The following is an 18,630-nucleotide window of genomic DNA, read 5'->3' on the forward strand; positions in this document are numbered from 1 at the left end:
GCTGCTGCTACATAGATCCGAGATGCGCGTACCCTCGATCGCGTATCAGAAGCGCGAAGCATCAAGTTTTTGCAACCTATGCTGCCTATCTTTCATTACAATTCATCCATGTTTGCGTGTGCCATCTCTTGAAAAGCACCTGAGCGGTACTTTACTTGAAGTGCATGGCAAAGGCACCCGCTTCATTGCACCCAACGCATCTGCGATACGAACTCGCTCCCGATGCAGCGGCACGACACGCGATGGACGAGACCTTCGCTGCATACGGGCAGATGATGAGGCTGCTCGCAGAGATCGTTCCGGACAGAGCCGGGGCGAACCTCGTTACGCTTCATGAGCTTGCCTATGAAACCATCCGCGAACGCACCGCTTTGCCCGCGCGCCTCGTAACGCTCGGCCTGCGTGATTTCGCGGCCAACAGGGGCGAGCCAGCGGGCACAAACCGCCTGCCGCTCGACGAAAAGCTCTTTGCCATCAAGGGTCCGTCGGATCTGACAATCTCGACGGTGCGCGGCCGTATCGCCGTGCCCTTTGACGTGGCCGGTTACTTCAAGGGGTGGGACACCAATCTTACCGCCTACCTGATCGCCGATGGCGGCCACTACGCGATTCACATCGGGGTCACACCAAACTCTCCCCGAACGGAGGAAAATATGACGATGAACGAAGGCATTCTTTCCCGCATGGGACGACTGATCGCCGGCCTCGCCAACGCGGCAGTCGACAAGGTGGAAGGCGCCAACAAGATCGCAGTCATAGAACAGGCACTGCATGAGATCGACGCAGCCGCTGACGAAGCGCGCGCCGATCTGGGCAAGGCACGCGCCGAGGAATACCGCATCCAGAGCCGCCGCACCGAAATCGTCGACGATCTCACAGCCCTCGACGCGAAGATCCGCCTTGCGATATCGGCCGAGCGCGAAGACCTCGCCAAGGCCGGCGTCGCCCGCCAGATCGATCTCGAATCCCAGATCGCCGCGCTCGACAAGGCGCTCGCGGATGCAAATGCACAGATCGATGAAGGACAGAAGGCGCTGCAGGCCGTTCTTGCCACCCGCCGCGAGGCGGAGGCCCGCCTGGCCGATTTCAAGCGCAGCGTAGCCCGCCACGCGCCGGAAGAAGCAACTGGTGGCGTGCCGCGCGCGACACCGGCAGCAGGTGCGGCGCGTGCAGCCGCTGCCGTCTCCCGCCTCACCGGCGTTCCGGCAGGCGAGCCTGCCACCAGCGCCGAGCTCGATGAGCTTGACCGCCTGCACCGGGAGCAGGCCATTGCAGCGCGCCTTGCCCGTTTCAAGGCGAATGATCAGTAACGACCATGCACCTCTTCCTCGCACCCGAATGTGCGCCCTTTGCCATCGCGGCGATGATCCTGATCGGCCTGACCGCCATCGAAATCCTCTCGATGCTGCTCGGTTTCTCCTTGAGCGAGATGATCGGCAAGCCACATCTTGATGGTCACGATGGCGTTGTCGCCGGCCTGCTCTCCTGGATCAACCTTGGCGGCGTGCCGCTGTTGATCCTGATCATGCTGCTGCTCGGCATCTTCGCCATCACGGGCTTTGCCGTGCAGGCGGTGGCCGCCATGGTCTGGCCACCGCTGCCGGCAGTGGTGGCCGTACTCCCCGCCGCCTTTCTCACCATCCCGCTGGTGAGAAGCTCCACCCGTACCATCGCGCGGCTCATTCCGCGCGACGAGACCTATGTCGTCGATGCCGGCGATTTCGTCGGTCGCACCGCCAAAGTCACTGTCGGACCGTTGGACCAGGGCCTGCCCGGCCGCGTTTCGCTCAAGGACGTGCACGGCAACTGGCATCAGCTGCGCGCCAGTGCCGCCAAGGGCGAAGGCCCGCTCGGCGTTGGCGCCGAGGTCCTTCTTGTCGATCGCAAGGCCGATATCTTCATCGCAGTTCCCGCCCCATCGGACCTTGTCGGTCCCGCTGATCAATCCTCTACGGAGCAACACCAATGAACGGCCTATATGACCTTCTTCTGCCAGCAGGCATCGGCATCGTCCTGATCCTCGGGATCGGCTTTGTCCTCGCCTCGCTCTACGTCCGCTCGAGCCGCGACGAGGCGTATGTGCGCACCGGTCTCGGTGGCCAGAAAGTCGTCCTCGACGGCGGTTCCGTCGTCCTGCCGATCTTCCACTCGATCGCCCGTGTCAACCTCAAGACCCTTCGCCTGGAGGTCCAACGTGGCGAAAACGACGCGCTGATCACCAAAGACCGCATGCGTGTCGATATCGGCGCCGAGTTCTATGTCCGCGTCAAGCCGGACACCTCCTCCATCGCCCTTGCCGCACAGACGCTCGGCAGCCGCACCAACGACACTGAGCAGCTGCGCCAGTTGATCGAGGCGAAGTTCGTCGACAGCCTGCGCTCCGTCGCCGCCACGATGAACCTCGACGCGCTGCAGGAGCAACGCATGGATTTCGTCAAGGCGGTGCAGGAAGCCGTTGGTTCCGACCTCCAATCCAATGGTCTTGAACTCGAGTCGGTGTCGCTGACCCGCCTCGACCAGACCGACATCAAGCATTTCAATGCCAACAACTTCTTCGATGCTCATGGTTTGGCCGCGCTCACCCGCGTCACTGAAGGCCGCAAGAAGGAACGCAACGAAATCGTTCGCGATACCGAAGTCGCAATCGCCCAGAAGGACCTGGAGGCGCGGCAGCAATCGCTGACCATCGATCGGACGAAGCGCGAGGCCGAACTGAACCAGCAGCGCGACATCGCCAATAAATCCGCTGCCACCCGCGCCGAAACCGCTCAGCAGGAACAGGCCGCCAAGCGCTCGGAAGAGGAAGCCCGCATTGCCGCCGAGCAGGCCATCGCTGAACGCGAGGCCATGGCCAAGCAGGTGCGTGAGTCCGCCAACATCGACTCGGCCCGTGCGGTCCAGCAGCGTGAAACGGAAGCTCGCCGCGACAACCAGATCGTAGCGCAGGAAAGCGCCATCGCAGTTGCCAACAAGAGCCGCGAGGAGTCGGAAGCCAAGGCAAAAGCCGAAGCCGCCCGTGCACTCGCTATCGCCGCCGAAGAAAAGGTCGGCACCGCCAAGGCCGTCGAAATCGCCGAGCGCGAAAAGCAGATCGCCGTGATCGATGCACAGAAGCGGGCACAGACCCAGGCAACGGCTGTCACCATCGCCGCAGAAGCCGAAAAGCAGGCGGCAATCGACCAGGCGGATGCCATCAAGACACTGGCCACCGCCGAGGCCGATGCCGCGATCATCAAGGCCAAGGGTATTCTGGAAACCGGTAAGGCCACGGCCGAGAGCGAGGCGCTGCTCAATGAAGCACGCAACAAGCTCAGCCCCGCCATCATCGAATTCGAGATCACCCGCGAGCGCATCCGCATCGTTCCAGCAGCGCTTGCCGAAGCAGTCAAGCCGATCGAAAAGATCTCGGATATCCGCATCTTCGACACCGGCGGCATGCTCGGCCGCAATGGCAACGGAGCGACTGGCGGCAGTGGCGTCGGCCTCGGCGAAGGTCTCGCCGGTCAGCTTCTCTCCTATCAGGCCAACAAGCCGATCCTCGACCGCCTGCTCAAGGAAGCCGGTTTCGATGGCGACAATGCCATCTCGGCGCTGCTCGGCAATCTCGACAGCAAGCCCGCGGTGGTCCAGTCAAACGACAATTATGACGGCGACACCGAAGAGACGGACAAACCGGCCTGACGATTACGCCTGACCGGCTAAAACAAAACCCCGGAATCCGCTACGGATTCCGGGGTTTTTTCATAAACTTCGCTGGCGAACGCGGATCAGGCCTTCGGGCGATTTCTCAGCGCTTCGGCCTCGGCGTAGAACTTCTTTTCCCATTCCTTGTGGTTGTCGAGACCTTCCTTGATGAACGGCGTGAAGATCGCCAGGTTCATCAGGGCCCAGTTGACAAAGCGTGCCGGGAATTTCAGCGGCTTGACGAAATCGACGAAGAGCACCACGCGGGTCTTGTCGGAATGGTTCCAGGCCTCATGCTCGTAGGCGTCATCGAAGATCAGCGCCTTGCCTTCCTGCCAGTGGCAAATCTGCTTGTCCACGCGGATTGCCAGCTTCTCGTTCGGCTCCGGCACGATCAAGCCGAGATGCAGGCGCAGCACGCCATTATAGGGGCCACGATGCGCCGGAAGATGCTTGCCAGGCTCGAAGATCGAGAACATCGCCGTCGTCAATCCGGGGATCTTCTGCACAGCCGCCCAGGTATTGGGGCATGCCTTGATGTTCTGCTCGGACTTCACACCAAAACCGAGGAGGAAGAAGGTCTTCCAGCGCGTATCGGTCGAGATAGTCTTCACGTCGGTGGAGATATCCTGGAACGTCGGCAGCTCGCTCTGGCGCAACAGCACCTTTTCGAGTTCGGCGCGGATCGCCGGATAATCCTTCTCGATCTCGGCCGCCCAGGGGAAGGTCGCGACGTCGTAGACCGGCGGATTGCCGAGCTTGGCATATTTCAGATTGAGGCTTTCAGCCCAGGCAACGATACCCATGAAAAAGCGCGTCATGGCGCTCGGGCGGTCCATCGGCGCGAGGCCGGCGGTGCCGAAGGTTTGTTCCGGAGCATGAGTTTCTGTGGAAGTGGGAGCAGGTGCGCTCAAAGGACTCTCCGTCATGTCTGTCTCAAGGCCGTCCGAGAGGAAGCATTGCCACCTGGGAATTGCAGGAGGATTGCAAGGTGGCAACAGGTTTAACATCGTCAATGCTCACCTGCCCGTTCCTGATTGACGCCCGTCTCCTTGGTTATGCGATGATCATAATAATCGATTATATGAGTTGAATAGTCGAATTTCGCAAGAGCGTCCGTTCGCGATCAGCGTTGGTTTCTCATGGAAGAAATCTTCGACGATTTCCCGGAGGATTTCACCTCATAATCGGCAAAAATGCGGCAAAGGCAGCCAATGTCTTTTCCTCAGACAGTTTGCCCCGAAATTATTAGCCGGACAATCGCTAATCCGGCGATAAGCGCCGCTATCGACAGGAAAACCGACAGTACGACATAGGCGACGGACGGCATCCATTGGCCTCGCTCCCAGAGCGCGACGCTCTCCAGCGCAAAGGTTGAAAATGTCGTGAAGCCGCCGAGAACACCCGTCGTCAGAAATAGCCGGAGTTCCTGCGACACACCGCCGCGAAAGACGAAATACTCCGTCAGGACGCCCATGAAGAACGCCCCGACGACGTTGATGATGAGTGTGCCGAACGGAAAATCGACTCCGAGCAATCGAGCCGCAATCTCGTTGATGCCAAGACGGCAGGCACCCCCTAGTCCAGCACCGAGAAAAACGACAAGATAGATCACGATAATCTCCTGCGGTGGTTGGACGATATCCGGACTGAGGCTTCCTGACTATCAGCATCGCAAGACTTTCGACAATCACCGGTCGTCTCGCGTTAAGCCTTTTCGGTCTTGCGGGCATTTTTGCCGCGCGCCTTCGATCCCTGCTCGCGAATATGACGAAGCGGAACATCCGCGGTGACCTCGCCGGAAGCCGCACTCTTGGCGATCCCCAGACGCTGCGACAGATAGATGCTGGTGTGACCGCTGCAGATATAAGCGAGGAAGCAAGCGACGGCGAGGTAGACGGTGTGCGTCGCGCCGAAGAGCTCGATGCCCATGATCATGCAGGCGAGCGGCGTATTGGTGGCACCGGCAAACACGGCAACGAAGCCCAGTGCCGCAAAGAGATCTGCCGGCGCGCCGAGAATGGCCGCGAGCGCATTGCCAAGGGCCGCTCCGATGAAGAACAGCGGCGTCACCTCCCCGCCCTTGAAGCCGGCACTCAGCGTCACGATCGTGAAGACCGCCTTCCAGAACCAGCTCCAGTAATCGACTTGCGCCGGATCGAAAAAGCCGAGGATCGTCGCATCGCCCGAGTTCGGCGACCAGACACCAAGCCCCAGATATTCGCGCGTGCCGAGCAGATAGACGAGACCGATCAGCACCGCGCTGGCGATGACGGGCCTCAGCGGCGCATAGGCGCAGAATCGCTTGAAGGTGGCAGAGGCGATATGAGAGACTTCGCTGAAGCAGCGCGCCATCAGGCCGAAAAGCACGCCGGCAACGCCGACCTTGATGAGCAGCAGTGGCTCGAGGTGGAAGCTGCTCGCCGGCGTGCCAGAGAGATAACCGACATGATACTGGATGTGCTCGATACCCCAGGCATGGCAGGTCCAGTCGGCGGCTATCGCCGCCGCAAGGCTCGGGATCAGCGCCTCATATTGCATGCGCCCGATGGTCAAAACTTCGAGAGCGAAGACCGCGCCCGCGATCGGCGTGCCGAAGACGGCGCCGAAACCGGCTGCTATGCCTGCCATGAGGAGTATGCGGATCTCGGCATGGCTGAGGCGGAAAATTCTTGCAAAGGCACTCGCAACACTGCCCCCGAGCTGGACCGCCGTCCCCTCGCGCCCGGCGGAGCCGCCGACCAGATGTGTCAGAACCGTCGATACGAGAATGAAGGGCGCCATGCGCAGCGGCACGCCGCCACCGGGTTCGTGGATCTGATCGACGATCAGGTTGTTGCCGCCTTCCGCTCCGCGGCCGAAGCGCTGATAGACCCATACCATGGCGAAGCCGGCGACCGGCATGAGGAAGATCAGCCAGGGATGCTCGAAGCGCGCCGCCGTTGCCCGATCAAGGCTCCACAGGAACAGCGCGCAGAGCGAGCCAACGGCCACCGCCATTGGCACGACAAGCGCGATCCATTTGAACAGGCTGCGAAATTGCTGAAAACGATCATGTAGGAATAGAGATGCGGACATCAGTTCGCCCCTCCCGCAGCACCGGAATTGGCTCTGTCGGGGACAATGGATAGGAAGCATGAAAAAGATAACGGCGGAAAAACGGGCACGACTCTACTCCTTCGCCTTTTGGGCGTGTTGAGTAGGAGTCATCAGCTTCCCTGGAAAATTCAGAGCAGCGGTTCGGCCACCATGGCCCGGCAGAAATCCATTACCGTTGGATTTTCAATACAAAAACCGGCAGGCTGCTGTCAATGCGGCGAAACGGCAAGCCGCCGATTTCGTCACACGGCTCTGGCAATCATCTCGATGGGTGCGAGCAGGCCGCCTTCCACCGACGTGTTGACATTGGCGCCGCGCTCGGAGGCTCTCGGCCCCATCAACGTTGCCATGCCCTTCCCCTCGCCCGCAGCGGCCTTGGCTCGCATTTCGTGCATCAGGCGGATTGCCAGCGCACTGCGGTCCTGCTCCAGCTCCACCACGAAGCCCGCCTCTTCGAGCATTTGGCGATAGGCGTCCGGCGTGCAGACGAAACTTGTCTCCGGCGTCATCGCCCAGGGCATCGGATAGGGCACCGAGCCCTCGCGCATCTGCATGATCTCATAAAGACCGAAACGGCCGTCGGGTTTGAGGATGCGACGGACCTCGGCAAACAGCTTCGCCTTGTCCTCGATGTTCATCCCGACATGGATGAGGGTCGCACGGTCGAAATCACCGCTTTCGAAGGGTAGCGACAATGCACTCCCCTGCCTGAAGGATACTAGTTCCGTCAGACCGCAGCGAGCGGTCAGCGAATTGGCGACCTGAACGAACTCCTCGGTGAGATCGATGCCCGAGACAATGCATCCATAGGAATCGGCAAAATGACGGGCGGGGCCGCCAAGGCCTGAACCGATATCGGCAAGCCGCATCCCGCCGGCCAGAGTGAGGTCGCGCGCGAATTCCACCGTGGCCGCATGCCGCCCCAAATGGAATTCGTCGACACCGGCAAGGTCACTGACGCGAAGCAGCTCGATATCGCTGCCGCTATCGGCAAGCGTTTTCAGGATCGCCGTTTCCAGCGATCCATGGGTGTAGTGGCTGGCAACTTTTTCCTCGGTGGACATGCATGTTCTCCCAAGACGTTGCCTGAAGGTTCGCTATGAACTCAAACCTTCAGTTCGCGCCGCTCCGTCTCCGTCACCATGGCAAGATCCAGCACGCGCTGCAAGTTGGCCGCGTGGCGAAAGCTCGGGTCCTGGCTGGTGCCGGTCATGACCGCTTCAGCGAAACGCTGATAGTTGGTCAGCACCGGCGGCACTTCGATGACCCTCCAGGTCGCCGTTTCGGTGTCGTCGCCAAGGCAACCCCGCAGCTCGGATCCATTGGGGCTGTGGGACACTTCCAGGCCTCCGCGTTCGCCGTAGATGCGCAGTTTCAGCTCGTTCAGATGTCCCGTCGCCCAACGGCTGGCATGCACCACGCCGAGCGCACCATTGGCAAAATCGACCGACATCGAGAAGCTGTCATTCGCATCGAGCGTATACTCGCCAATACGCTCTTCCGGCGCCTTGTTGAAGGTCTTCAGACGGGCGAAGACATGATCGATATCGGTCGCGGCGCCATAGGCAGCGAAATCGAGGATATGGATGCCAATGTCCCCGAGAACGCCATTCGAGCCGTGACCAGTCGACAGGCGCCAGAGCCATTTGGACTCGCTGCGCCAATCGCCCCATGCCTTGGAAACCAGCCAGCTCTGCAGGTAGGAGGCTTCCACATGCTTCACGGTGCCAATCTCGCCCGAAATCACCATCTCACGCGCTTTCTGCAGCTGCGCGACATTGCGATAGGTCAGGTTGACCATGTTGACGACGCCTGCCCTCTCGGCAGCCTCCGTCATCTCGAGCGCCTTTTCATAATTCTCCGCGAGAGGCTTCTCGCAGAGAACGTGCTTGCCGGCGGCAAGCAGCGGCAAGGTCGTCGGATTGTGAGCCTTGTCCGGCGTGACGTTCGTCACCGAGTCGAACTCACCCCAGGCGATGGCTTCGTCCAGCGACAGAAAACGGTTCTTGATGTCGAACGTATCGCAAAAGGCGGTGAGCCTCGTCGCATCCGTATCGACGGCGCCGACGATCTCGACGCCGGGAATACGGGCGAAATGCTCCACATGGTTCTTCGCCATGCCGCCCGTGCCAACTACTATGAGACGCATATCCTACCTCAGCGATAACCGGCTTCGCCGGCTTGGTGCAGTCTTGGGCCACGCTCGACGATCGGCTCCAGCGCCTTCTCAACCGGCACATTCGGCGCATCGTGGATGCTTGCCTGCGTGCCGAGCGGGTTGTGTGCCCACTTCACGGAGTTGACCAGTACCTTCTGGACGGTGTCGTTGTGATAGGTCGGGTAGGTCTCGTGGCCGGGGCGGAAATAGAAGATGTTGCCCGCACCGCGGCGCCACGTCATGCCCGAGCGGAAGACTTCACCGCCCTGGAACCAGGAGATGAACACGGTTTCGAGCGGCTCCGGAACGGAAAACTGCTCGCCGTACATTTCCTCGTTTTCAAGCTCGAAATGCTCGCCGAGGCCGGCCGCGATCGGGTGACGCGGATTGATGACCCACAGGCGCTCGCGCTCGCCGGCTTCGCGCCACTTCAGTGCGCAGGGCGTGCCCATCAGCCGCTTGAAGACCTTGGAGAAATGGCCCGAATGCAGGACGATGAGGCCCATGCCTTCCCAGACACGCTTGGCAACGCGCTCGACGACCTCGTCCTTGACGGCGCCGTGGTCCTTGTGACCCCACCAGAGCAGGACGTCGGTGTCCTTCAGCCGGGCCTCAGTCAAACCATGTTCCGGCTCCTGCAACGTTGCAGTCGTTGCCTCAATACCGGCGTCGGCATTCAGCGCCTTGGCGATGGTGTTGTGCATGCCCTCGGGATAGATCCCGGCGACAACCTTGTTAGTCTGTTCGTGAATGTTCTCGCCCCAAACGACGGCACGAATAGTCATTACGGCACTCCTCTTATACCATTGGAATTGAATAGTTTACGCGATCCAAAGCGCTTTGGGAAAACGCTATACCTCAAGCCACTTGAACCATTTAGTGCAAGACATAATGCGTCCAAAGCGATTTGACAAAGGCAAAAATGGCCATGAAAAACACCTGTCTTTTCAGTGCGACACGGATTTTGAAAACAGATTGACGATGAGGACACCGGCGATGATCAGCGCCAGGCCGATGATGGCGGCAAGGTCGAGCTTCTGGCGGAAAAGCACCAGCCCGACCGCCGAAATCAGCACGATGCCGAGCCCGCTCCAGATGGCGTAGGCAATGCCCACCGGCATCACCCGCAACGTTACCGAAAGACAATAGAAGGCGGCGGTGTAGCAAACCACCAGCAGGACCGTAGGGCCAAGCCGCGTGAACTGCTGCGACATTTGCAATGCCGTCGTACCGATCACCTCAAGCACGATCGCAGCCACCAGCATTGCATAGACCGATGCGTTCGCCATTCCGTATTCTCCGATATTCCTAGAGCTGTGTGAGTTCTACAAGCCGATCGATAAGCCTCTGGCGGGCACTCTCGTCCATATCCCGGCTGCCGAGCAGATCGGCCAGCCAGAGCCCGTCCGTCGCCAGCCTGACGATGGCCGCATCCACCGAGGAGTCCGTTCCGACATATTCCTCGCTGCGCTCGCGCACCCAGTCACGCCAGCGCTGACGCAATTGCGGCTCGCTGAGCAGCACCATCGTCACCTGCGCCCAGTCCTTCGTACCCTGCGGTTGATCGCGCAGTGCAAGGCAGGCATGAAGGTAGCCGCGGGTAAAGCGCCCATGCGGCAGTGGGTCTGCGCGCATCGCCTCCTCGATCGCCGCATCCAGTCGCTCCAGCAGACTTTCGAACAGCGCTTCGAGCAGCATGTTCTTGCTGGGAAAATGATGCAGCAATCCGCCCTTGCTGACACCGGAAGCGCCGGAAACGGCATCCAGCGTCACCGCCATCATCCCCTTCTCCGAAGCCAGCCGCGCCGCCACGTCAAGCAATTGCTGGCGGACGAACAGAGGCTGCTTTTTCCTATGGTGCGCAGTAGACATGGCGGCATAACATACCAGTTGGACGGTTTCGTCAATGAACTATTCGTCGACCCTAAAACTCACGAATTCCGAACCTCATCCGAGCCATTCTCCTCTCAATTCACGCAATGATAAGCGACATCATTCGCATCGAAGATCGATACCTTTGCAGCATCGACGGTAAACGCTATCGGCGCGCCGGTGGCGACGGTCGTCATGCCCGGATCCGTACCGATAATCTTCGAACCATCCTTGAGCCGGACATGGACGAGCGATCGGTCGCCCAGGCGCTCTACAGTCTCAACATGCCCGCCAATATCGCCCTTCTCAGCAGCCGCAACGACCAGATGCTCGGGGCGAATGCCGAGCGTCAATCCGGAATTCGAAAGACCGTCAAGCGGCACGGCAGTCCTGATGACCGAACCATCCGGCAAGGTCGCCGTTGCCAATCCGCCCGCCTCGCCGACACCGGCGATATTGATGAAGTTCATGCCCGGCGAGCCCACGAACTGAGCGACATAGCGCGTTGCGGGCCGCGTATAGATCTCGACGGGTGACGCCACCTGCTCGATCTTCTTGTTGTTGAGCAGCACGATCCGGTCGGCAAGCGTCATCGCCTCAACCTGATCATGCGTGACGAACACCATCGTCGCGCCCAGGCGCTCATGCAACTGCGCCAGTTCGACGCGGGTGCGGGTGCGAAGGCCGGCGTCGAGATTGGACAGCGGCTCGTCAAAGAGGAAGACATCCGGCTCGCGCACGATGGCGCGGCCAATCGCGACACGCTGGCGCTGACCGCCCGACAATGCCGACGGCTTGCGATCCAGAAGATGCGGCATCTCAAGGATCTTTGCGGCTTCCTCGATGCGTCTTGCGATCTCATGCTTGGGCGTTTTGATATTTCTCAAGCCGAAGGACATGTTGTCGCGTACCGTCATATGCGGATAGAGCGCATAGGACTGGAACACCATCGATACGCCGCGTTCGCCCGGCGGCAGCTGGTCGACGCGCTTTCCGCCGATCCAGATCTCGCCGCTGGTGATGGACTCAAGACCCGCGATCATCCGCAGCAATGTCGACTTGCCGCAACCGGAGCCACCGAGGAAAACGACGAACTCGCCACGCTCGATCGTCAGATCGATATCGTTGAGAACCTGCACGGCACCGAAATGCTTGGTGAGGGATTTGATGTTGATTCCTGCCAATTTCTCCTCCTGCGGAAAACTCGAATTTTGTCAGACCTGCCATTCATCGCATCCCGCCCTGCCGGATGACGACCGACCGGACGGGACTTTCCGCATTGGTTTATTTGACCGCACCGACAGCCACGCCCCGTGTGAGCGTACGCTGGAAAATCAGGAAGAAGATCACCGTTGGCGTGATGCCGAGCAACGAAGCCGCCGCAATCGCGGTCGGTTCCTGCGTATTGGCGCCCGAAAGCACACCCATGGCGACCGAGACCGTCTGATTGTTGTTGGAGACCAGGAACACCAGAGGGATCAGAAACTCGTTCCAGGTCCAGATGAAGAAGAAGGTCGCAAGCACGGCGAGCGTCGGCCGCATCACAGGGACGATCACCATCCAGAGGATCTGCCACCGGCTCGCATTGTCGATCTGCGCGGCTTCGATGATCTCGCGCGGGAAGGTCGCCATGACGGACGAGAGAAGATAGGTACCGAAGGCGGTATGCAACACGCCGATGATGAGGATCACCGAAAGCATCGAGTCGAACAGGCCTACCTGCTTGGCCATGTAGTAGAGCGGGTAAACCAGCGCCTCCTGCGGCGCCATGATGGCGATCAGCAAGATCACCAGCATTGCCTGCCCACCCCGCACCCGGCCGATGCCGATGGCATAAGCGTTGAGCAGGCTGAGGACGACGGCCAATATGGCCGTGCATCCGCTGATCAGGACGCTGTTGAAGAGCTTGCGGGGGAAATTGACCGTATCCCAGAAGTTCTTCAGCGCCGTCAGATCGAAGCTCTGCGGGAAGGAAAGCGGGCCATTGGCAGCGTAATCCGAAGGCGTCTTGATGGCGTTGAAGGCCGCCAGAAAGAACGGAAAGAGCGTTCCGGCCAGAAAGACGAGCAGAATGGCCAGAACGACCCAGCGGCCGAAGCCCTTTCTCTGCCGATGATCCGCCGAGACAACCGGGACCGAAAGCGAAGACGTGGCGGTCATATCAATGCCCTCCCTCGGATTGTTTCGATTGCATGCGCAGGAACACGATGCCGAGCACGATGGTCATCACCGTCTGCAAGGTTGCGATTGCCGCTGCGTAGCCGACGCGGTTCGTCGTGAAGAAATGGTAATAGGACAGGTAGGATGGCACGGTCGTCGCATTGTCCGGGCCGCCTGATGTCAGAACATAGATCGGCGCAAAAACCTTGAGGGCGGCGATCAGCGTCGTCAGTGCGACCACGAAGATCTCGGGCATCAGCATCGGAATGGTAATGGAGCGGAAGCGGCCGAACCAGCTGGCATTGTCGAGCTCTGCTGCTTCGTAAAGCGAAGGGTCGACACGCGCCAACCCGGACATAAAGACGACAAGGCAGTAACCGACCTGAACCCAGACGATGACGGCGGAAACCGCCCAGAGGGCATAGCTCGCGTCCCCCAGCCAGTTCTTGGCCATGAAATCGAGGCCGATGGCCTTCAGCACCGCATTGATGATGCCGATGGGATTGAGGATCCATCCCCAGAGAACGCCGGCAGCGGTCAGCGGCAGGATCTGCGGCAGATAGAAGCCGGCGCGAAAGAAACTCGACCAGGTCTCGTTGAATTGCGCGCTGATATAGTCGAACAGCACCGCGGCCAGCACCAGCCCCAGAAGAATGGGCACGATCGTCATCGAGATGATGAACAGCAGCGTGTGCTGGATGGAACCCCAGAAGGCGCCGTCCTGCAGCAGCCTCTCATAATTATCAAAGCCGACATAGCGAGGCGGAATGACGCCGCCCTTCCACGTCGTGAAGCTGATCACGAAATTGGCAATCAGCGGAATGAGCACGATGACCGTAAACCCCAGCATGCCGGGGAACATGTAAAAATAGTATCCCGCCCTGCCGGCGCTCCTCGACTTGTCCATCGAATTCCTCCAGTCCGATACGGCGAGGCGGCGTTTAAAGCCGTCCCGCCGTTGTGATTGTCGCCGATGGGTTACTGGGCCGCCTGCACGTCGTCGTAGGCCTTCTTCAGCCGTGCGGCCAACTGATCAGGCGTCGTGGAACCATTCACCAGGCCGGTGGTCGCCTGGATCAGGAGTTCGTAATAGCCAGGCACCGGCCAGTCCGGATAGAAGCCGAGGCCACCCTTGCCGGAAATCTGCTTGAAGAGTTCGACGTTGCGCTTGCCGACCTCATCGGTGATGGCTGCCGGATCGGCATCGATTGCGACACCGCCGAGGTTTGCCTGTTCGTTCTGATTTTCCTTGCTCAGCACCAGATCGATGAACTCATAGGCGAGATCCTTGTTCTTGGCGCTCTTCGGCACCATGAACATGCTGCCCGTCGAGCCGACCGTGTATTTTGGTGTCGGGAAAAGGAACTGGCTCCATTTGAAGGTCTTGATGGTGTTGGCAAAGTTGCCATTGTTCCAGGTGCCGCTGACGAACATCGGAGCCTTGCCCGAAGAGAAGACGTTGGCGGCATCCGTGCCCTTGAGGCCCGTCGAATCCTTCGAGATGTACCCCTTGCTCACCCAGTCGGCGATCTTCTGAGCGGCGAACAGGAAGGGCTTCGTATCGAGCGGTGCCTTGAGGCCCTGGTAGTTCTTGACCCAGGTGTCGTCGGCCTGCGTCAGTGCCAGCGTGTAGAGCAGATGCTGCGCGTTCGAATCCACCGTACCGTAGGCAAGCGGCGTGATGCCCTTCTGCTTGAAGTGGTCGAGAGTCGCCTCGAACTCGGCCAGCGTCGTCGGCACCTTCAGGCCATCGGCCTTGAACATGTCGATGTTATAGAAGACCGAGACGAATTCGCCGAGCGCCGGGATGCCGATGATCGGGCCCGAGCCATAGACGCCGTTCGCATCATATTTGCTGAGCTGCGTGTTGGTTTCGTTCAGGACCTTGTCCCAGCCGCGCGCCTTGAACTGGTCGTCGAGCGGCGTCAGCAGGCCCTGCGATGCGACGAGACCCGCCGTCGCGTTGCCCTTGTTGTATTCGAGGACGTCAGGAGCCTGGTCGGAATTGAGAATGAGACTGCCGGCCTTCTGCAATTGATCGAAGGTCTTCTGTTCGAAATTCACGGTTACGTCCGGATGCTTGGCCTTGAAGACGCCGAGCGCCTTCGTCCAGGCGATAGCCTGAGGCGTATCGGGAAGTTCGTACCACCAGACGTTAAATGTCTTGCTCTGGGCTTGCGCCACACCGGCAGCCAACAGAAGCGACATGCCGGCGGTGATCGCCAGCTTCGAAAAAATGCTCATATATTCTCCTCCACCTGCGAACCGTGACGGTGTTTGTCCGATGGCATGGCTCGCGCTGCCATCGGTCTTTTCCTCTCATTTTTGCCGGGCGTCGCCTCTCCTATGAGACAGGAAGCAGACGCTCGGCAGTTCCTCCGTTTGGATGCCCGTCTTGCCCGAAGCGTCAGCCGCTCCGGGCATCTGATTAACGCACAACTTGCCTCCTAAATCGATTCAGATTCGCAAATACGTGCGCTATTCGACGAAGTCCCCACCCCGGCTTTTCTTCAGATAGTTCAGGCCATGAACTTGGCCAGTCATTTCCAGCGCATCGCGATAGACCGGATCATGCCAGCCTTCGATGTCGATGGAACCGGACCAGCCGGCAAGACGCAGTTCGGAGATGATGTCGGTCCAGTTGCTGTCGCCGAAGCCCGGCGTGCGCATGAAAACGAACTTCTCCTTGCCGAAAATGCCGTGCTCCTTGATGACATCCCAGCGGATCGTCGCGTCCTTGCCGTGGACGTGGAAGATCTTCTTCGCCCATTTGCGGATCTGCGGCAGCGGCTCGATCAGATAGACCATCTGATGGCACGGCTCCCATTCCAGGCCGAGATTGTCGTCCGGGGTCTCGTTGAACATCAGCTCCCAGGCATCGGGATTATGGGCGATGTTCCAGTCGCCGGTCGCCCAGTTGCCATCCATGGCGCAGTTTTCGAAAGCGATCTTGATGCCCTTGTCGGCAGCGCGCTTGGCAAGCTCGCTCCAGACCTGCTTGTAGCGCGGCAGGCTTTCCGTGAGCGGCTTGTTGCGGATGCGGCCGGTGAAACCGGCAACGCAGGTGGCGCCGAAATGATGGGCGTTGTCGATGCAATCCTTCCAGCCCTGCAGCGTCTGCAGGTCAAGCTCGCGCTCCTCAAGGGGGTTACCGAACATGCCGAGGGTCGAGATGGTGATGTCTCGATCGCCGATGGCGTCCAGGCTGCGTTTGCCGAGTTCCGCGAGGTTCTGGCCGTTCGTGGTCTGCCAGAAGAATGGCTCGAAGCTTTCAAAGCCGAGATCGGCGATCTTGGCAATGTTCTTGGCGGCATCCTCGTTCGTCGCCCTGATCATCGTGCCGATGCGGATGGCCTTTGCCGGATTGGTCATGGTCTCACTGTCCTTGTGCTGAAATGTCGACGCGCCGGCCAGTCTTGGCGCTTTCGATCGCGCCGAGAACCATGGCGAGGCTGCGAATATTGTCGCGGCTTTCCGTTTCGGGCGCCTTGCCCGTTCTTATCGCTTCGATGAAGGATGCGATGACGCTGGCGTGACCATGCGTCTCTTCCTCATGCTTCGGGCCGGGAACCTCGATCGGGGTGAAGCCGTGCAACAGTCCCGGCTCATGGCCGGCAATGGTCGCCTCGAAATTCTCTTCGCCGTCCCAGGTCAGCATGCCCTTGCTGCCGGTCAGCCGCCATTGGCTTTCCCAGCTCGTGCGTCGACCCTCGGCACACCAGGAGCCGCGATAGCTGAAGACGACGTCGTCGGAAAAATCGAAGAGCGCATGGGCCGATGCCCCGTGCTTGTACCAGGAACCCACAGGATTCTTCTCGACGCAATAGACCGAGACCGGCACCTTACCGGACACGAAACGGGCGGCATCGAAGGTGTGGATCGCCATGTCGAGCAGCAGGACATTGTCCATTTCCTCGCGGAAACCACCGAAATGCGGCCCGAGGAAGAAATCGCAATGAATGCCCGTGAGTTCGCCGATCGCCCCCTCCTCCACGAAACGCCGCAAGCGGCGCATCCCCGAAATGAAGCGGCGGTTCTGGATGATGGCATGGACCTTGCCGGCTTGAGCGGCGAGATCGATCAGCGCCGCACCCTCGGCGAGCGACGTCGCCATCGGCTTTTCGCTCAGCACGTGGCAACCGGCCTTCAGCGCCGTCGAGACAACGCCGAAACGCGCGGCCGGAATGACGACGTCGAAAACCAGATCAGCCCTCGTCGCGGCGATGACCTCGGCCAGATCAGAGCCGATGACGGCATTGTCGAGGGCAAATTCTTTGGCAATATTCTCCGCGGTCGTCCGGTTGAGATCAACCAGGCCCACGATCTGAATGGAGTCGGCAAGCGACGGCGTCGAGGCGATGGCCCTGAGCCAGCCTTTGGACATAGCTCCGCACCCGCACAAAATGGCATTAAATTTCACGATGTCCTCCAGCGGGTGGTGTCTAACCCCTCATGACACGCACTCCGTAAACGTTTACGATACTATGCGAAAAGATTTTCCTGTGTCAATAGAGGAGGACTACGGAAAATGGCGCATGGAGGAACACCGCGGCCGATGAAGGGAATTCGTCAGCTTGCCGAGCATCTCGATATCTCGATCGGCACAGTATCTCGCGCGTTGAACGGCAAGCCCGACGTCAACGAGGAGACCCGCAAGCGCGTACTCGCCGCCGCCGAACAGCTTGGCTATGTCGCCAACCAATCGGGGCGCAGCCTTCGGCAGGGCACGACGAACGTCATCGGCCTGATGATCCAGTCCAGCAAGGAAACCGTTGAAAACAGCGACAATTTCTTCCTGACCGTGACGGGCGGGCTGCAGAGCGTGTTCTCGCGCCACAACCTCGATCTGATCATGCTCCCCTGCCCGAATGACGAAGATCCCTACGAGTATCTGAAGCGCATGGTGGCGCGACGCATCGCCGACGCGATGATCATTTCGGAGACGCAGCGCGTCGACAAGCGCTTCGATCTGCTCGCCAAGGCGAAGATCCCCTTCGCAGCGCTTGGCCGCAGCCTCTCGGGCACGCAGCACCCCTGGGCCGACCTCGATTTCGACGGCGTCGCCAATTGCGCGATCGACCGGCTCGTGGCACATGGGCACCGCCGCATTGCCATCAGCACCCCCGCCAGCGACATCAACCTCGGCTTCGTCTTTGCCGAAGGCTATCGCCGCGCGCTGGAGCGGCACGGCATTGCCTATGACCCGGCGCTGGTGATCCGCGCCAAGTCGAGCGAACAGGGTGGCTATCAGGTCGCCGACGAACTGCTGCGCCTTGAAGACAGGCCGACAGCCGTCATCCTGATCTATGAGTTGATGGCCATCGGTCTCTATCGACGAATGATGGAGGCTGACATCATTCCCGGCCGCGATATTGCCGTCGTCGGCTTTCGTGAGGCGCCGCGCGCCAAATTCCTGCAGCCGGCGCTGACCTGCTTTCGCACCTCGCTCCACGATCTCGGCGTCGAACTGGCGGAAATCCTGCTGTCCAGCATGCCCGCCTACAATCATATCTACCCCAAGACGAACCGGCAGACGACCTGGCCGCTTGAGCTCGTTCCCGGGGAAAGCGATGCTTTCCACCTGACAACCAGCAAATAAGGCAGCGCCGAAACGCCGCACCGGGCAGATCGACGGTTGCGGCATTGTCCGTCAGTTG

At 60.1% G+C, this 18,630-nt stretch carries 18 protein-coding genes and 1 riboswitch; of the genes, 4 read left to right on the plus strand and 14 right to left on the minus strand.

From position 1 onward, the window contains the following. Window positions 1–164 precede the first annotated feature (164 nt). Genes ACQZ6F_RS10105 through ACQZ6F_RS10115 form a run of 3 tightly spaced genes read left to right on the plus strand, consistent with a single transcriptional unit; the run spans window position 165 to window position 3,681 of the window. On the plus strand, window positions 165–1,310 hold the full coding sequence (locus ACQZ6F_RS10105; RefSeq protein WP_449091908.1) for a PspA/IM30 family protein: 1,146 nt from the start codon (window positions 165–167) through the stop codon (window positions 1,308–1,310). Window positions 1,311–1,315: 5 nt separating this feature from the next. Beyond that, on the plus strand, window positions 1,316–1,969 hold the full coding sequence (locus tag ACQZ6F_RS10110) for an OB-fold-containig protein (RefSeq protein ID WP_449091907.1): 654 nt from the start codon (window positions 1,316–1,318) through the stop codon (window positions 1,967–1,969). Then, entirely contained in the window at window positions 1,966–3,681 is a 1,716-nt protein-coding gene (locus ACQZ6F_RS10115; protein WP_136686815.1) for a flotillin family protein, read from the plus strand. The genes ACQZ6F_RS10110 and ACQZ6F_RS10115 overlap by 4 nt, the downstream gene beginning before the upstream one ends. An 86-nt stretch (window positions 3,682–3,767) precedes the next feature. Here ACQZ6F_RS10115 and olsC read toward each other — a convergent pair whose 3' ends face one another. From olsC to ACQZ6F_RS10185, 14 genes are all read right to left on the minus strand, one after another. Next, window positions 3,768–4,613, minus strand: a complete 846-nt coding sequence (olsC, locus tag ACQZ6F_RS10120; protein WP_077469680.1) for an ornithine lipid ester-linked acyl 2-hydroxylase OlsC — start codon at window positions 4,611–4,613, stop codon at window positions 3,768–3,770. Window positions 4,614–4,909: 296 nt separating this feature from the next. Further along, window positions 4,910–5,299 carry a fluoride efflux transporter CrcB gene (crcB, locus tag ACQZ6F_RS10125; RefSeq protein WP_136686816.1) on the minus strand — a complete coding sequence of 130 codons (390 nt, stop codon included), beginning with the start codon at window positions 5,297–5,299 and terminating at the stop codon, window positions 4,910–4,912. A 92-nt stretch (window positions 5,300–5,391) separates the two neighbouring features. Next, entirely contained in the window at window positions 5,392–6,762 is a 1,371-nt protein-coding gene (locus tag ACQZ6F_RS10130) for a voltage-gated chloride channel family protein (protein ID WP_449091906.1), read from the minus strand. A gap of 115 nt (window positions 6,763–6,877) precedes the next feature. Beyond that, window positions 6,878–6,966, minus strand: a riboswitch (Fluoride riboswitch). 59 nt (window positions 6,967–7,025) lie between these two features. Beyond that, a complete protein-coding gene (locus tag ACQZ6F_RS10135) occupies window positions 7,026–7,847 on the minus strand; it encodes a class I SAM-dependent methyltransferase (protein ID WP_449091905.1) in 822 nt (273 codons plus the stop codon). Window positions 7,848–7,888: 41 nt separating this feature from the next. Continuing rightward, window positions 7,889–8,932, minus strand: coding sequence for a Gfo/Idh/MocA family protein (locus ACQZ6F_RS10140; protein ID WP_174071973.1), 1,044 nt, complete (start codon window positions 8,930–8,932; stop codon window positions 7,889–7,891). Window positions 8,933–8,940: 8 nt separating this feature from the next. Continuing rightward, window positions 8,941–9,726, minus strand: a complete 786-nt coding sequence (locus tag ACQZ6F_RS10145) for a ThuA domain-containing protein (RefSeq protein WP_077469675.1) — start codon at window positions 9,724–9,726, stop codon at window positions 8,941–8,943. Between the two features lie 162 nt (window positions 9,727–9,888). Then, on the minus strand, window positions 9,889–10,230 hold the full coding sequence (locus tag ACQZ6F_RS10150) for a DMT family transporter (protein ID WP_068401382.1): 342 nt from the start codon (window positions 10,228–10,230) through the stop codon (window positions 9,889–9,891). 19 nt (window positions 10,231–10,249) lie between these two features. Beyond that, window positions 10,250–10,813 carry a TetR/AcrR family transcriptional regulator gene (locus tag ACQZ6F_RS10155; RefSeq protein ID WP_174071975.1) on the minus strand — a complete coding sequence of 188 codons (564 nt, stop codon included), beginning with the start codon at window positions 10,811–10,813 and terminating at the stop codon, window positions 10,250–10,252. Window positions 10,814–10,908: 95 nt separating this feature from the next. Continuing rightward, entirely contained in the window at window positions 10,909–11,997 is a 1,089-nt protein-coding gene (locus ACQZ6F_RS10160; RefSeq protein ID WP_077469674.1) for an ABC transporter ATP-binding protein, read from the minus strand. Window positions 11,998–12,097: 100 nt separating this feature from the next. Continuing rightward, a complete protein-coding gene (locus ACQZ6F_RS10165) occupies window positions 12,098–12,973 on the minus strand; it encodes a carbohydrate ABC transporter permease (protein ID WP_449091904.1) in 876 nt (291 codons plus the stop codon). A gap of 1 nt (window position 12,974) precedes the next feature. After that, the gene (locus ACQZ6F_RS10170; RefSeq protein ID WP_449091903.1) at window positions 12,975–13,880 is read right to left on the minus strand and encodes a carbohydrate ABC transporter permease; all 906 of its coding nucleotides are present in this window, start codon (window positions 13,878–13,880) and stop codon (window positions 12,975–12,977) included. 71 nt (window positions 13,881–13,951) lie between these two features. After that, on the minus strand, window positions 13,952–15,217 hold the full coding sequence (locus tag ACQZ6F_RS10175) for an ABC transporter substrate-binding protein (RefSeq protein WP_267550622.1): 1,266 nt from the start codon (window positions 15,215–15,217) through the stop codon (window positions 13,952–13,954). A gap of 234 nt (window positions 15,218–15,451) precedes the next feature. Beyond that, window positions 15,452–16,345, minus strand: a complete 894-nt coding sequence (locus ACQZ6F_RS10180; protein WP_068401392.1) for a sugar phosphate isomerase/epimerase family protein — start codon at window positions 16,343–16,345, stop codon at window positions 15,452–15,454. Between the two features lie 4 nt (window positions 16,346–16,349). After that, window positions 16,350–17,393, minus strand: coding sequence for a Gfo/Idh/MocA family protein (locus tag ACQZ6F_RS10185; RefSeq protein ID WP_449091902.1), 1,044 nt, complete (start codon window positions 17,391–17,393; stop codon window positions 16,350–16,352). Window positions 17,394–17,528: 135 nt separating this feature from the next. On the opposite strand from ACQZ6F_RS10185, the gene ACQZ6F_RS10190 reads away from it, so the two are divergent. Then, window positions 17,529–18,572 (plus strand): substrate-binding domain-containing protein, encoded by a 1,044-nt coding sequence (locus ACQZ6F_RS10190; protein ID WP_174071980.1) that lies wholly within the window; start codon window positions 17,529–17,531, stop codon window positions 18,570–18,572. Window positions 18,573–18,630: the final 58 nt, after the last annotated feature.

It is taken from the genome of Rhizobium sp. A22-96 (genome assembly GCF_053521805.1).

What these genes read in the sequence shown, in the direction of transcription:
- ACQZ6F_RS10105 (WP_449091908.1), top strand. Translation starts at nt 165, where the DNA reads ATGGCAAAGGCACCCGCTTCATTGCACCCAACGCATCTGCGATACGAA.
- ACQZ6F_RS10110 (WP_449091907.1), top strand. Translation starts at nt 1,316, where the DNA reads ATGCACCTCTTCCTCGCACCCGAATGTGCGCCCTTTGCCATCGCGGCG.
- ACQZ6F_RS10115 (WP_136686815.1), top strand. Translation starts at nt 1,966, where the DNA reads ATGAACGGCCTATATGACCTTCTTCTGCCAGCAGGCATCGGCATCGTC.
- olsC (WP_077469680.1), bottom strand. Translation starts at nt 4,613, where the DNA reads ATGACGGAGAGTCCTTTGAGCGCACCTGCTCCCACTTCCACAGAAACT.
- ACQZ6F_RS10130 (WP_449091906.1), bottom strand. Translation starts at nt 6,762, where the DNA reads ATGTCCGCATCTCTATTCCTACATGATCGTTTTCAGCAATTTCGCAGC.
- ACQZ6F_RS10135 (WP_449091905.1), bottom strand. Translation starts at nt 7,847, where the DNA reads ATGTCCACCGAGGAAAAAGTTGCCAGCCACTACACCCATGGATCGCTG.
- ACQZ6F_RS10140 (WP_174071973.1), bottom strand. Translation starts at nt 8,932, where the DNA reads ATGCGTCTCATAGTAGTTGGCACGGGCGGCATGGCGAAGAACCATGTG.
- ACQZ6F_RS10145 (WP_077469675.1), bottom strand. Translation starts at nt 9,726, where the DNA reads ATGACTATTCGTGCCGTCGTTTGGGGCGAGAACATTCACGAACAGACT.
- ACQZ6F_RS10150 (WP_068401382.1), bottom strand. Translation starts at nt 10,230, where the DNA reads ATGGCGAACGCATCGGTCTATGCAATGCTGGTGGCTGCGATCGTGCTT.
- ACQZ6F_RS10155 (WP_174071975.1), bottom strand. Translation starts at nt 10,813, where the DNA reads ATGTCTACTGCGCACCATAGGAAAAAGCAGCCTCTGTTCGTCCGCCAG.
- ACQZ6F_RS10165 (WP_449091904.1), bottom strand. Translation starts at nt 12,973, where the DNA reads ATGACCGCCACGTCTTCGCTTTCGGTCCCGGTTGTCTCGGCGGATCAT.
- ACQZ6F_RS10170 (WP_449091903.1), bottom strand. Translation starts at nt 13,880, where the DNA reads ATGGACAAGTCGAGGAGCGCCGGCAGGGCGGGATACTATTTTTACATG.
- ACQZ6F_RS10175 (WP_267550622.1), bottom strand. Translation starts at nt 15,217, where the DNA reads ATGAGCATTTTTTCGAAGCTGGCGATCACCGCCGGCATGTCGCTTCTG.
- ACQZ6F_RS10180 (WP_068401392.1), bottom strand. Translation starts at nt 16,345, where the DNA reads ATGACCAATCCGGCAAAGGCCATCCGCATCGGCACGATGATCAGGGCG.
- ACQZ6F_RS10190 (WP_174071980.1), top strand. Translation starts at nt 17,529, where the DNA reads ATGAAGGGAATTCGTCAGCTTGCCGAGCATCTCGATATCTCGATCGGC.